The 13,016-nt window shown below is 67.9% G+C and carries 11 protein-coding genes; 6 read left to right on the top strand and 5 right to left on the bottom strand.

Features of this window, described 5'->3' with window-relative positions; genetic code table 11:
- The first annotated feature begins 203 nt into the window (after positions 1 to 203).
- The 5 genes from HY699_17530 to HY699_17550 are packed head-to-tail and all read left to right on the top strand — an operon-like array spanning position 204 to position 7,115.
- Positions 204 to 1,193: an electron transfer flavoprotein subunit alpha/FixB family protein gene (locus HY699_17530; GenBank protein ID MBI4517609.1), complete on the top strand. Its 990-nt coding sequence runs from the start codon at positions 204 to 206 to the stop codon at positions 1,191 to 1,193.
- A complete protein-coding gene (locus HY699_17535; GenBank protein MBI4517610.1) occupies positions 1,190 to 3,133 on the top strand; it encodes a respiratory nitrate reductase subunit gamma in 1,944 nt (647 codons plus the stop codon). Before HY699_17530 ends, HY699_17535 begins: the two co-directional genes overlap by 4 nt.
- The gene (locus HY699_17540; GenBank protein ID MBI4517611.1) at positions 3,130 to 3,996 is read left to right on the top strand and encodes a hypothetical protein; all 867 of its coding nucleotides are present in this window, start codon (positions 3,130 to 3,132) and stop codon (positions 3,994 to 3,996) included. The genes HY699_17535 and HY699_17540 overlap by 4 nt, the downstream gene beginning before the upstream one ends.
- Positions 3,989 to 5,944 (top strand): FAD-dependent oxidoreductase, encoded by a 1,956-nt coding sequence (locus HY699_17545; GenBank protein ID MBI4517612.1) that lies wholly within the window; start codon positions 3,989 to 3,991, stop codon positions 5,942 to 5,944. Before HY699_17540 ends, HY699_17545 begins: the two co-directional genes overlap by 8 nt.
- Before the next feature lie 4 nt (positions 5,945 to 5,948).
- A complete protein-coding gene (locus HY699_17550; GenBank protein ID MBI4517613.1) occupies positions 5,949 to 7,115 on the top strand; it encodes an acyl-CoA dehydrogenase family protein in 1,167 nt (388 codons plus the stop codon).
- Positions 7,116 to 7,230: 115 nt separating this feature from the next.
- Here HY699_17550 and HY699_17555 read toward each other — a convergent pair whose 3' ends face one another.
- From HY699_17555 to HY699_17575, 5 genes are all read right to left on the bottom strand, one after another.
- On the bottom strand, positions 7,231 to 7,824 hold the full coding sequence (locus tag HY699_17555) for an SRPBCC family protein (GenBank protein ID MBI4517614.1): 594 nt from the start codon (positions 7,822 to 7,824) through the stop codon (positions 7,231 to 7,233).
- Between the two features lie 91 nt (positions 7,825 to 7,915).
- Entirely contained in the window at positions 7,916 to 8,458 is a 543-nt protein-coding gene (locus HY699_17560; protein MBI4517615.1) for a DUF4340 domain-containing protein, read from the bottom strand.
- Entirely contained in the window at positions 8,455 to 9,864 is a 1,410-nt protein-coding gene (locus HY699_17565) for a GldG family protein (GenBank protein ID MBI4517616.1), read from the bottom strand. The genes HY699_17560 and HY699_17565 overlap by 4 nt, the downstream gene beginning before the upstream one ends.
- 12 nt (positions 9,865 to 9,876) lie before the next feature.
- Positions 9,877 to 10,617 carry an ABC transporter permease subunit gene (locus HY699_17570; protein ID MBI4517617.1) on the bottom strand — a complete coding sequence of 247 codons (741 nt, stop codon included), beginning with the start codon at positions 10,615 to 10,617 and terminating at the stop codon, positions 9,877 to 9,879.
- Entirely contained in the window at positions 10,614 to 11,594 is a 981-nt protein-coding gene (locus HY699_17575) for an ABC transporter ATP-binding protein (protein ID MBI4517618.1), read from the bottom strand. The genes HY699_17570 and HY699_17575 overlap by 4 nt, the downstream gene beginning before the upstream one ends.
- A gap of 178 nt (positions 11,595 to 11,772) precedes the next feature.
- Here HY699_17575 and HY699_17580 point away from each other — a divergent pair, with 178 nt between their 5' ends.
- The gene (locus HY699_17580; protein ID MBI4517619.1) at positions 11,773 to 12,975 is read left to right on the top strand and encodes a M48 family metallopeptidase; all 1,203 of its coding nucleotides are present in this window, start codon (positions 11,773 to 11,775) and stop codon (positions 12,973 to 12,975) included.
- Positions 12,976 to 13,016 lie beyond the last annotated feature (41 nt).

Below are 13,016 nucleotides of genomic sequence, written 5' to 3' on the forward strand. Positions count from 1 at the left end.
GCTTTGCACAACTAGAGGAACACGGATGCGCAGAATGAACCAACCACCGCGGCACCGAGAACACCGAGGAAGAGCTTCCCATTTCGGATTTCGGGTTGTGGACTGAGCAATGAACCGGAATGGACGCCCTAGGGCCGGCTGTGCCGGCCGATTCCGAGTTCCCTCTGCGCCTCGGCGGTTGATTTTCTATTTCCTTTACGGCCATGTCTGACGCTCCTGAAATCTGGGTCGTTGCCGAAGCCGACGGCGAGCGCTGGCGCGAAGTCAGCCTCGAAGCATTGTGCGACGCGCGCGAGCAAGCCGACCGCGCCCGCGGCACGGTGGCGGCGGTGACCTTCGGCCCGGTGCCGCAAGCGGAGCTAGAGCGGCTGGCCCGCTACGGTGCCGACCGGCTGTTGTGTTCGAGCGGCACTGCCGCCGAGGCACGATCCGCCGAGCGTTGCACCGCGGTGCTCGCCGGGGCGCTGGCGCAGTCGCCGAAGCTGGTGTTGTTTGGTGACACCGCGCTCGGGCGCGATATCGCCAGTCGGCTGGCCGCGGCGCACTCCCTGGGGTTTGCCAGCCACTGCAACTGGGTGCGGCTGACCCCTGACGGTTCGGCGGTCGAAGCCGCGCGCCTGGTTTACGGCGGTAAACTTTACGCCCGCGTGCGCATCCGCTCGACGCCGGCGTTGGCCAGTTTGCGCCCGGGAGCGGCGGGCGTGGGCAAGCCGGCGCCGCGTGCGCTGCAAGTCACGCCGCTGCCGCCGCTCGCCAGCGCCGCCACCCGGGTCGAGCATCTGGAGTTCGTCACCGCCGACCCGCGCACCGTGGACATCACCGAAGCCGAGCGCATCGTCGCGGTCGGACGCGGTATCGGTAGCCACCAACAGCTGGCGTTGTATCAGCGGCTCGCCGATCAGCTGGCAGCCTCGCTGGCGGCGTCACGGCCGCTGGTGGACGCGGGCTGGCTCGAGGCTGAGCGCCAGGTGGGCCAGACCGGCCGCATCGTCGGGCCGCGGCTGTACCTGGCCGCCGGCATTTCCGGTGCCAGCCATCACACGTTGGGCATGAAGTCGTCCGAGTGCGTCGTCGCCATCAACCGTGACAAGAACGCAGAGATCTTCAAGCTCGCCGACTTGAAGGTGGCCACTGATCTCAACACCCTGATGCCGGTGCTGCTGGAAAAGTTGGAGGCCAGGCGCAGCCCATGACGCCCGCGCGCGAGATTCTCGGCAACATCCCGCCGGGGCTGCAAGCCGCCATGTACGTGGCCACCCTCGGCGCTGCCGCGGTGGCGGCGCTGAAGATTGCCGCGCAGGTGCGGCGCTGGCGCCGCGGCGGCCCCGAGCCGCGCCTGCTGCCGCGGGCCGAGCGCCTGCGCGCCTTCGCCCGGCGCGCCGTCGCCCAGCGCGACATCGCCGAGCGCGATCGCCTCGCCGGCGCCATGCACCGGATGATCTTCTGGGGCTTCGCCGTCCTGTTTCTCGCCACCGTTCTCACCGCCATCGATCACGACCTCGGCATCCCGCTGCTGCACGGCCCATTCTATCTGTTCTTCGCCTTTGTCGTGGACCTGTTCGGGGTGCTGTTCATTGCCGGCCTGTTGCTGGCGGTCTACCGCCGCTATGTCGTGCGCCTCGCCCAGCTCGGCTACGGCCGTCCCGGCGACGCCGCGGCGTTGCTCTGCCTGCTGCTGGCCGGCGTCACCGGCTTCTGGCTCGAAGGTGCGCGCATCGCGCTCGACGGTTGGCCGGATTATGAACGGCTCTCCTTCGCCGGTTGGTTCAGTGGGCTGCTGCTCGAACCGCTGGTGTCGTCGTGGCCGTCGGCGCATCGGATCATCTGGAGCCTGCACATCGCCGCGGTCAGCGCGCTGTTTGCGTGCCTGCCGTTCACGCGCCTCCTGCACATGCTTGCGACGCCGGCCAACTTACTGTTACGTGCGCGCCCGTTGGGGGGGTTGCGGCCGGTGCGCGGCGAGGCCGCGCCGCAAGCCACGTTCGCGGCCTTCAGCTGGAAGCAGTTGCTCGAACTCGACGCCTGCACCAGTTGCGGCCGGTGCTCGCAGGTCTGCCCGGCCACTACCGCCGGCAAGCCGCTGTCGCCGATGCTGGTGATCCAACACCTGCGCGAAGCGCTTGCGGGCGAGCGGCCGGCCGGCGATCTCATCGGTGCGGTGGTCGCCCCCGACGAGCTGTGGTCGTGCACCACCTGCGGCGCTTGCGAGGAAGTCTGCCCGGTGGCCATCAATCACATCGATCGCCTGGTGGACTTGCGCCGCGTGCTGGTTGACCGCGGCGAAATTCAAGCCACCGGCGCGCGCGCGCTCGAAAGCATGTTGGGCAAGGACAATCCCTGGGACCACGCCCCCGGCGAACGCGCGCGCTGGGCCGAGCGGCTGGGCCTGCGCGTGCTGCGCGAGGGCGAGTCGTGCGACACCATCTACTGGATCGGCTGCGCCGGCGCTTACGACGAACAGGCCCGCAGCGTCTCCGAGGCGGTGGCCAAGCTGCTCCAGCGCGCCGGCGTGGACTTCGCCATCCTCGGCGCCCGCGAAGGCTGCACCGGCGACCTCGCGCGCCGGCTGGGCGAGGAAGGGCTGTTCGCGGAGCTGGCCCGCCGCAACACCGCTGTGATTCGCGCCCACGGCGTGACACGAATTATCACCCACTGCCCGCATTGCCTGAACACTTTTCGCACGGAGTACGATCTCGCGGGCATCGAGATCGTTCACCACAGCCAGTTACTACAGCAGTTGGTGAGCGCTGGCCGCTTGCAGCCGGCGCGGCCGGCGGCTCAGCGCGTCACCCTGCACGACCCCTGCTACCTCGGCCGCTACAACGGCCTATTCGACCAGCCGCGCGCCGCGCTCGCCGCGATCCCGCAGGTCGAGCTGAAGGAGATGCCGCGGGCACGGGCACAGTCGTTCTGCTGCGGCGGCGGCGGCGGCCAGGTGTTGATCGACGTAAAGGGCGGCCAGCGTATCCCCAACCTCCGCTTTGCCGAGGCCGCCGCCCTCGACGTCGACGTGATCGCCACCGCCTGCCCGTTCTGCAAGATCATGCTAGCCCCGGTGCCCGCCGAAGGCGGCCTCGAAGGCCGAGTGGTCGTGAAAGACATTGCCGAGCTGCTGGCCCAGGCGTGCCTATGAACATCGCCGTCTGCCTCAAGCAGGTGCTCGATGCCAGTGTGCCGCTGCGAGTGGTCAATGGCGCGGTGCAGCAGGACGCGCCCCGACCGATCATGCGGCTGGGTGCGGCCGATCGCACGGCGCTGGCGGAAGCGCTGGCGCTGCGGGCGCGCTGCGGCGGGCAGGTCACCGCCGTTAGCGCCGGCGCCGCCGACGCCGTCGACGCTTTGCGCTACGCCCTCGCCCGCGGCGTTGACCGTGCCGTTCAGATGACCGGTGCCGATCCGCTCGATCCCGTTGCCAGCGCCCTGGCGGCGGCGGTTGCGCTGGTTGTAGGCCCCGACCTGGTCCTCTGCGGCAATGCTTCCGGGGATGGCGCCTCGGGGCGCTTTGCGGCGGAGTTGGCAGCTCGTCTGGCGACACCGCTGGTGACGCGTGTCGCGGCGATCACACCCGCGCACGGGCGCCACCTATGGTTGGAGCGCCGCCTCGAACGCGGCGAGCGCGAACGCGTGCGCTGCCCCCTGCCCGCGGTGCTGGCGGTGGAGCCGGCGCTAGCCGAGGCCGGCTACGTGTCACTGCGGGCGCTGCGCGCGGCGGCGCTGCTGCCGATCGAGGTCCAGGTCGCTGTGCCTAGCGGCGCGGAGCCGCTGTGCGAGCTGATTGCCCTCGAGCCGGCACGGCCGCGCCCGAAGCGCATCAGCGCGCCGGCCGCGGGACTGTCGGCGATGGACCGATTGACCCACGCCATCACCGGCGGCATGCAGCACAAGCGCAGCGGTGAGTTCGTCGAAGGCGCCCCGGCGCAGGTCGCCGCCGAGATCGTGCGCTTCCTCGAGGAACGCGGCTTCAGCGGCGAGCGCCGAGGAGGAGGCAATGGCTGACTTCGACTACCTGTTCACCCCGATCAAGGTCGGGACAATGACGGTGCCCAACCGCATCTGCGAGACCACCTATTCCATCAACGCCGGCCGGGCCGACGGCTTGCCCGACGCCGCCTTCATCGAGCACCACTTGCAAAAGGCGCGCGGCGGCGTCGGCTGGATCGGCAGCCAGACCTGGCTGCTGCCCACGCCCTTGCCGCCGGGCCACGCCGGCGAGGTACTGGCGGGACAGGGGGCGATTTCGTTTGCCGTCTACCAGTCGCCGAAGTTCGTCGAGCGAGTCAGGCAATTCACCGACGCGGTGCGCGCCTGCGGCGCGGTCAGCGTCATGCAGCTCACTCACCTGCAATCGCTGATGGGCCCGTCGCCGGTGCCGATCTCTCTGCTGTACGATCACGTCCCCTCCGCACTCGAGCCGGAGCACATCGAGTTCATCCTCGACACTTATTGGAAGGCAGCGGAGAAGTTCCACGAAGCGGGGGCCGACGCGGTCGAGATCCATTGCGCTCACGAGACGCTGCCGCAGTGGTTTCTGTCGCCCTACACCAACAAGCGCGGCGATCAGTGGGGTGGCTCGCCGGAGAATCGCGTCCGCTTCGTCGTCGAAGCCGTCCGCCGCATTCGCGAGCGGGTAGCGCGCGAGTTGAACGTCGGGCTGCGCATCAACGCCGACGAGTACAAAGAAGGCGGCTATACCCTCGAAGACATGAAGGCGATGGCGCAGCTGATCTGCAGCCAGGTGTCGCTCGACTTCCTCAACGTCGACGTCGGCTCGCCCTGGGGCATGCCGAGCTACATTCCGCCGATGCAGTATCCGCTGGCGGCCTTCGCCTACGCCGCCGCCGAGATTCGCCAGGTGGTCAACCTGCCCGTGCTCTACGCCGGCCGCGTCAACGATCCGGTGTTGGCCGAGCGCCTGCTGGCGGAAGGCCAGGCCGATCTGATCGGGATGACGCGCGCCTCGCTCGCCGATCCCGACTTCCCGCGCAAGGCGCGTTCCGGGCAGCTCGACGACATTCGCAAGTGCATCGGCTGCAACACCTGCATCGGCAAGGTCATCCACGACGAGGTCAAGTCGCCGGTGTGCGCGGTCAATCCGGTCATCGGCCACGAACGCGAGTGGGCCGCGGTCGCGCCGGCCAAGACGCCCAAGCGCGTAATCGTGATCGGCGCCGGTGCCGGCGGGCTCGAAGCCGCGCGGGTGGCGGCCATGCGTGGTCACAAGGTGATCGTGCTGGAGCGCAACGCCGAGATCGGTGGCCAGCTGCTGATTGCCGCCAAGGCACCGCGGCGCGAGGGTTTCCTCGACTTTCCGCGCTACCAAGAATTTCAGCTGCGCCGGCTGAACGTCAAGCTGCGGCTCAATACCGTGGCCACGGCCGAAATGGTGCTCGGCTTGCAGCCCGAGGTGGTGATTGCTGCCACCGGCTCGCTGCCGCGAACGCTCGAGGTAGCGGGCAGTGGTCAGGACAACGTCGTGCAAAGCTGGGACGTGCTGCGCGGCACCCGCGAAGTCGGCGGCCGCGTCGTCATCGTCTCGGAGGACGACGGCATGGAAACCCCGAGCGTGGCCGACTTCCTCGCCGCCCAAGGCAAGCAGGTGGAGATCTTGCACAAGTGGCTGATGATCGGCAGCCGCATCGAGCGCTACACCCAGGGCATCGTCTTCTACTGGCTCTATAAGAACGGCGTCGTGATCAGCCCTTCGACCCGCGTGCGCGCTATCGAGGGCTCGACCGTTATCGCGTACAACTCACACACCAGCGCAGAGCGGCGCATCGAAGGCGTCGACCACGTCGTGCTGAGTCTCGGAAGCCAGGGCGACAACGGCTTGTACCGGGCGCTCAAGGGCCGGGTGCCGGAGCTCTACCTGGTGGGCTCAGCCTTCGCCCCGCGCCGCCTGGTCGAGGCCACCCAGCATGGCGCCCGCATCGGCAAGATGATCTGAGCGCATGGACCTGAGTTACAGCCACGAAGACGAAGAGTTTCGTGCCCGCGTGCGCCGGTGGTTGCGGCTGCACCTGGCTGAAGCCGCCAAGGCTCCACGCGAGCCGTCGGCGGCCATTGAGCACGCCAAGGCTTGGCAGCGCCGGATGTACGAGGCCGGCTTCGTCGGCATCGCCTGGCCCGAGGCTTACGGCGGGCAGGCGGCATCGCTCACCCAACAGGTGGTGCTCAACGAGGAGCTGGCGCGCTCCGGCGCACCACCGCTGATCAACACCATCGGGCTCAACATCCTCGGCCCGGCGTTGATCCTGCACGGCAGCGAGGAACAGAAGCGGCGCTTCCTGCCCCGGATACTGGCTGCCGAAGACATCTGGTGCCAGGGCTTCTCCGAGCCCGATGCCGGCTCTGATCTCGCTGCGCTGCGCACGCGCGCGGTCGTCGACGGCGATGTCTTCATTGTCAACGGCCAGAAGCTGTGGACCAGCCTCGGGCCGATCGCCGACTGGTGCTTCTTGCTAGTGCGCACCGACACCGCGGTGCCGAAGCAGGAGGGCATCAGCTATCTACTGATGGATATGAAGTCACCCGGAGTTCGCACGGCGCCGATCCGGCAGATTACCGGCAAGCGCCACTTCAGCGAGTTATTTCTCGACGACGTGCGCGTACCGAGAGCCAATCTGGTGGGCGAGCTCAACCGCGGCTGGCTGATTGCCAAAGCGACGCTATCGTTCGAGCGCTCCGGTTTGGCGGGCGTGGTCGAGCTCGAACACCACCTCGAGGGCGTGCGGCGACTGGCCGGGGCGCTGGGGCGGCTACAGGATCCCCTCATCCGCCAGCGGCTGGTGCAGTTGCTGATTGAGAAGGAGACGTTGAAGTACACCGGCTATCGCGCCCTGACCCAGCAGCTGCGCGGCGCCGCGCCCGGGCCGGAGTCGGCCGTCGGCAAGCTGGCCTCGTCGGAGCTGCGCGCGCGGGTGATGGACCTGGCTCTGGAAATCGAAGGCGCCTACGCCGGCATCGGCCGCGGCAATGCCCGCGCCCTTGATCGCGGCCGGTGGCAGGGGCTGTATCTCGACGCCCGCGCCTACACCATTGGCGGCGGCACCTCGGAGGTGATGCGCAACATCATCGCCGAGCGCGCCCTCGGCCTGCCGAAAAGCACTGCCGGCTAGTTGGTGGTGCGAGGCAGAGAAGACCGGAGGCTTACAACGGATTGAGCGGGTGGGGTGGATTCGGAGCGGATGAGTCCAATGGCGACATCGAAGCCTTGGCCTTTGTGCCAGTCCGTCAGCTGGCTGATCCGCCGAATAGCCGGCGAAAGAAGCCGGCGATGGCCGACCAGATTACGTGCAGGACAATCGGCACGATCCGGATCGGCTTGGCCTCCGCCGCTGCCGGTGGTGACGTCGATTGAGCGGCGCCTGCCTGCGCCACTTCCAGGCGGGCTTTGACGCTGGCGGCGAACTGCTGGAACAGCTGGTGAGCGACGCCCTGGATCATGCCGCGACCGACCTGGACGATGCGGCCGGTGAGATCGACGCTGGCTTCGGCAACTACTTCGGTCTGGCCGTCGGGCAACGGCCGCAGCCGGCTGCTCAGGTTGCCCTTGGCGATGCCGCCGCCGGTCTCGCGCCCCTCGGCTACCATTCGCATGACGTAGCTCGGCTCGTCGATTTCGGTGAATTGGACGCGGCCCTTGTAGGTGGTGGTAATGGCGCCCACCTTGATCTTGACGTTGCCCATGAAGGTCCGCTCATCCACCACGCTGTCGAGCGCAGCGCCCGGCATGCAAGCGACCACCTGCTGCGGATCCATAACGAAGCGCCAGACCTCGGCGATGGGTGCGCGTACTTGAAAGGTTTCCTGTATCTCGATTGCCATCAGCTTTGCCTGCGTTTCCGTGGCTGCCCTTATCTTCTGCCCTCAGTCGGGTCAACGCCGCCGGCAACGGTGCGGTTCGGCAGGTCGGATCTCACCCGCCCAACGCGCGGTAGGCTTTGTCGAACTCCCACACGATCAGCGCACCGGCGAGGGCGACGTGACCGCTGCGGCCGATGCGCACGTAGGCCGCCGTCGCCGCCGGGTTACGGTCACCGAGCACGATCACCAGCGGCGCGCCGCTGGCGGGGTGCAGCTCGATCTCCGCCTGCGGCGATTCCAGTCCGTAGTCGCGCAAGGCCGCGGGGCTGTCATCGAGCCGCATCAGCTCGCCGAGCTGACTGAGGTTATCGAGGAAGTCGGGGATAGCGTTGGCGCGCTCGGCGCCGCTCCAGCCCTCGCCTGCCCGCACCGCTTCCAGCCGGCGTCCCTGGCGGGTCAACACCACGCGCGTGATCTCACGCGCAGTGAAGCTAAGCAACGGTGGCGCTTGCTGCGTCGGGTCCACGGCCTTGGGCTCGCCCAACAGGTCGGGAGGCTGGGGCCGCTCCGGCGGCGGCGGCGGCTCCAAGAGCAATACCGCCGCCCCCGCCGCGACCAGCAGCGCCAGCACCAGCGTGCCGCGCCCGCCGATCATGTGCCGCCCCGCCGGCGCCGGCGGGCGGTGACCACGATACCAATCAGCAGCAGTACCGCCGGCTGTACCACCACCGCGCTCCAGAAGATCATGCGCCCCTGACGCGCGGTGAGCGAGATCGGCGACAGGCTGCCGTGCTGCAGGCCTTTGCGCCGCACCGCCACCAGGTCCTCGTCCTCCGCCAGCACCGCCACCGTGCTCATGAACAGGTCCTTGTTTCCCATCAGGTTCAGGTACAGATTGCCGGCGAAGTCGGAGTCGCCGAACACCGCCACGCGGCCGGGCGCAGCGCTCTGGCCGCCGTCGCTCTCGGCGGTGTTGGTGACGTTTGCCATCACCGCCACCGGCAGCGGTCCGTTCTTATCGACGGTGGGGCGAAAGCGCACGTTGCCCTCCGGCGGCGCCTGGGTATCGATGCGCGCCCAACTCTCCGGGCTGGTCAGCGCCAGCAACGAGACCACCACGCCCGCGCGGTTCTCTTCAACCGGTTCGAGGCTGCGGGCGAGCGAGAAGACGGCCGCGGTCTCGAGGTTCTTGCGGAACGTGCCTTCATCGAAGATCGGCACCCGCGGCATGAAGCTATCGGCGCCGAAGAAACGATTGCGCTCGTCGACGATCAGGTCGGGGTTGAGCTTGATGTTGAAGCGCGCCAGCAGCGCCGCCACCGCGGCCGAGGCCTCGGGATCGACCAGGAAGAAGAGCCGGCCGCCGCGCCGGGCGGCGGCTTCGAGTTGATCGGCCTCGCCGGGAAACAAGTCGCGCGTGGGACCGGCCGAAATCACCACCGTGCAATCCGCCGGCACGCCCTCGGGGGGCAGCCGCTCGATCACGCGCACGCCGAAGTTCTCGCGTTCGAGCGCTTTGGCCACCTCGCTGTAGCCGCGCCGTTCACTGTTCTCACTCGGGCTGTGTTCGCCGTGCCCGGTGAGAAAACAGAGCGTCCGCGGCCCGCGCGCGCTCAGCTTGAGTAGGGCGTTGGTGATCTCTATTTCGTCGAGGGAACTGAGCGGCACCACCCGCTGCCCGCCCTCGATCACGCCGGTGTTGTAGCTGGCGATGGTGAACTTCTTGGCCAGGCCGGGGCTGCGGTCGAGATCATAGAGGCCGAAGTCGATGGCCGGCGAAGCGGCGCTGAACTGCTCCAGCAGGTCTTCCACCTGGCGGCGCTGCCCGGCCTCCTGGCTGCTGCAGAAAGCGTAGATCTTCACCCGCTCGGTCACCTTGCGCGCGATCTTCAACGACTGGTCGGAGAGTACGAAGCTTTGCGTCGGCGTCAGGTCGTAGCGCCGGTTGTGCCGCTCGCTCAACACGATGGCGATGCCGCCCAAGGCCAGCGCCAGCACCACCTGCACCGCCAACAAGGCGGCCTGGCGGGCGGCGTGGCTCGACCACGGCATGCGCGCCATCTGCGCCGCCCCTCACCGCACCCCGCGCCAAGCGCGCGAGCCGAGCGATTGCAGGGTGAAGAACAAGAAGAGCGCGGTGAAGACGGCGAAGAACACCACGTCGCGAATGTCGATCACCCCGCGTGAGAAGTTGAAGAAGCGGTCGAAGAGCGACAGCCGCAGCAGCGCTCGCACGATCCGCTGCTCGGCCACCTCCTCGTTCCAGGTCACGAACCAGAAGAACACCAGGATGCCATAGGTCACCATCGCGCTGACCACCTGGTTCTCGGTCAGCGAGGAGATGAATAGGCCGCAGGCGATGAAGGCGGTGCCGAGCAGCACGATGCCGAGATAGGCCGCCGCCAGCGGGCCGATGTCGAACTGGTAGAAGCGGTAGAAGACGGCCGGATTGAGCAGGGTCGGCAACAGCATCGCCAGAAAGAAGAGCCAGGCCGCCAAGAACTTCCCGAGCACGATCGCCGCGTCGCTCACCGGGTAGGTCCACAGCAGCTCGATGGTGCCGAGTTTCTTCTCTTCGGCAAATAGCCGCATCGTCACCAGCGGCAGCACCAGCAAGGCGCACAGCCGCATGTCGAGGAAGACGTACTGCCACAGCCCGGTCGGCAGCACGTAGCCGCCGAAGAGGACGAAGAAGATCAGATCGCTGTAAAAGAAGTAGCCGCTCAGCAGCAGGAACACCGCCAGTAGCACGTAGGCGATGAACGAGCTGAAATAGGAGCGCAGCTCACGCCGGCAGATGACCAGTGCTTTCATTGGCGCTGATCCGCGGTGGTGGTCTCGGCGGGAGTTTCGGAATGAGACACCATGGTGAGAAAGATGTCTTCGAGCGACAGCGTCAGCGGCCGCAGCTCACGCAGCCCCCAGCCCGCCGCGGTGACCGCGGCGGCGATGTCCGCGCGCAGATCGCACTCCTTGGCGGTGCTGACGGTGAGGGCAACCACGCCGCCCTCTGGTGCCGGTTCGAGTTCGGGCTCGAGGCGCAATACCCCCGGAATAGCGTGCAGCCGGCGGCGAACTTCGGCCGCGGGTCCGATCACCTCGAGATGAATCTCCGAGGTCCGGCGCAGCCGCTGGTTGAGATTGCGCGGCGTGTCCACCGCCAGGACCCGGCCTTTGTTGATGATGATGACGCGATCGCAGGTGGCTTCGACTTCGGAAAGAATGTGCGTCGACAGGATCACCGTGCGTTCGCCTTGCAGGCGGCGGATCAGGGCGCGCATCTCGGCGACCTGCTCGGGATCGAGCCCAGAGGTGGGCTCGTCGAGAATCAGCACCTGCGGCTCTCCTACCAGCGCCTGGGCGATGCCGACGCGCTGGCGGTAGCCCTTCGACAGCGTGCCGATGATACGATGCTGCATCTGGGCTAGGCCGCAACTGGCCAGCAAGTCGGGCAGTTGGCGGCCGGCCTGGGCGCGCGCCATTCCCTTCATCTCGGCGACGTAGGTGAGGTAATCGCGTACCGTCATGTCGAGATAGAGCGACACCCGCTCCGGGAAATAGCCCACCACGCCGCGCGCCTGCTGCGCCTGCGCGACCACGTCGTAGCCCGCCACCAGCGCGCGCCCGGCCGTGGGCGGGAACACCCCGGCCAGGACGCGCATGGTGGTGCTCTTGCCGGCACCGTTGGGCCCCAGAAAACCGACGATCTCACCGCGGCCGACCTGGAACGACACGCCGGCAATGGCGGTGAATGCCCCGAACTGTTTGGTTAGACCTTCGGCCAGGATCATGCGCGTCTGCAATCCTAACGAAGCCCGCGCGCGGGCTCAAATCCGTGCGGCGGCTCGTGCAAGCCGCGTGCAAGTATTGCTCGGCCGGCGGCTTGTCAAGTGCCCGCCGCGGATGGTGCCCACCGCAGATGGCTGCGTGCGCGTGCCGCACTGGCGCACCACGCCTCGGCTGCATACAATGCCGCGCATGACCAAGCTCAGGGCGATCGCTCCCGCCGCGCTGCTGTTGGGTGCCGCGATCTACGCCTGCACCAGCGCACCCTACACCGGGCGCTCGCAACTGGTGCTGGTGTCGGAGTCGCAGGAAGTCCAGCTCGGTATCGACGCCTACCGCCAGGTGTTGAGCAAAGCGGTGCTGGTGCAAGAAGCGCCGGTGCTCGCTTTGGTCCGCCGCGTCGGCGAGCGGGTACAGGCCGCGGCCGACAAGCCCGACTACAAGTGGGAGTTCAACGTTATCGACGACGACAGCATGATCAACGCCTTCGCTCTGCCCGGCGGCAAGGTGGCCGTCTACACCGGGCTCTTCGAGGTGGCGCAGGATGAAGCCGGCTTGGCCGCGGTCATCGGCCACGAAGTCGGCCACGCGCTGGCGCGCCATGGCGCCGAGCGCATGAGCCAGGGGCAGCTGGCCCAGATCTTTGGCACCGGACTGGCGCTGGCGCTTGGCGGCCAAGACCCGTACGCAGCGGAAGCGGTCCTGCAGGCTTTCGGGCTTGGCGTACAGTTGGGGGTGCTGCTGCCGTATAGCCGGGCGCAGGAGTCGGAGGCCGATCACATCGGGATGATTCTCATGGCCAAAGCCGGCTACGACCCCGAGGCAGCGCTACACCTGTGGGAGCGCATGGAAAGGGCGAACGACAAGGTCCCGCCCGAATTCCTCTCCACCCATCCCAGCGCCGGCACCCGGCAACAAGACATCAAGCGCTGGCTGCCCGAAGCTCAGCGCCACTACCAACCCGATCCCAACCGGCAAATCGCCAAGCTGCCGACTCTGGCCGAGCTAGAGGCGTCCGGCGATCACGGCGAGGCGGCGTGCAAACGCTACGCGCGCACTATCGACGAGAAGGCGCGCGCGCCGCAGGCTGCGCGCATCTTGCAGGAGGCGCTCGGCAAGACGTTGGGGATTCCGGCCGCTACCGTGGACCGCCGCCAACTCGACACCCGCATCAGTCTCGGCGAAGTCGCCGTCGCCAGCGCGCTCGCCCAGGCGGGCGCCGGCAGCTTCGACGAAGTCGTCGCCGCCTACAAGCAAGGCAAGCGCTGGTCGGCGATCGCGAAGGATGACGACAAGGTGATCCGGGAGGCCATCGGCTCGCTACGCAGCGCGCTAGTTGAAGCTCGCGCCCTCACCCGCAAGTACAGCCGCCCCCGCGGGCGCTAGCGCCCACTAGCCGGCAACCTTCGTCTCATGCGCTGCCCTGC

It is taken from the genome of Deltaproteobacteria bacterium (assembly GCA_016210005.1).
Classification (GTDB): domain Bacteria; phylum Desulfobacterota; class Binatia; order HRBIN30; family JACQVA1; genus JACQVA1.

What these genes read in the sequence shown, in the direction of transcription:
- HY699_17530 (MBI4517609.1), top strand. Translation starts at nt 204, where the DNA reads ATGTCTGACGCTCCTGAAATCTGGGTCGTTGCCGAAGCCGACGGCGAG.
- HY699_17565 (MBI4517616.1), bottom strand. Translation starts at nt 9,864, where the DNA reads ATGGCGCGCATGCCGTGGTCGAGCCACGCCGCCCGCCAGGCCGCCTTG.
- HY699_17550 (MBI4517613.1), top strand. Translation starts at nt 5,949, where the DNA reads ATGGACCTGAGTTACAGCCACGAAGACGAAGAGTTTCGTGCCCGCGTG.
- HY699_17580 (MBI4517619.1), top strand. Translation starts at nt 11,773, where the DNA reads ATGCCGCGCATGACCAAGCTCAGGGCGATCGCTCCCGCCGCGCTGCTG.
- HY699_17540 (MBI4517611.1), top strand. Translation starts at nt 3,130, where the DNA reads ATGAACATCGCCGTCTGCCTCAAGCAGGTGCTCGATGCCAGTGTGCCG.
- HY699_17575 (MBI4517618.1), bottom strand. Translation starts at nt 11,594, where the DNA reads ATGATCCTGGCCGAAGGTCTAACCAAACAGTTCGGGGCATTCACCGCC.
- HY699_17570 (MBI4517617.1), bottom strand. Translation starts at nt 10,617, where the DNA reads ATGAAAGCACTGGTCATCTGCCGGCGTGAGCTGCGCTCCTATTTCAGC.
- HY699_17535 (MBI4517610.1), top strand. Translation starts at nt 1,190, where the DNA reads ATGACGCCCGCGCGCGAGATTCTCGGCAACATCCCGCCGGGGCTGCAA.
- HY699_17560 (MBI4517615.1), bottom strand. Translation starts at nt 8,458, where the DNA reads ATGATCGGCGGGCGCGGCACGCTGGTGCTGGCGCTGCTGGTCGCGGCG.
- HY699_17555 (MBI4517614.1), bottom strand. Translation starts at nt 7,824, where the DNA reads ATGGCAATCGAGATACAGGAAACCTTTCAAGTACGCGCACCCATCGCC.
- HY699_17545 (MBI4517612.1), top strand. Translation starts at nt 3,989, where the DNA reads ATGGCTGACTTCGACTACCTGTTCACCCCGATCAAGGTCGGGACAATG.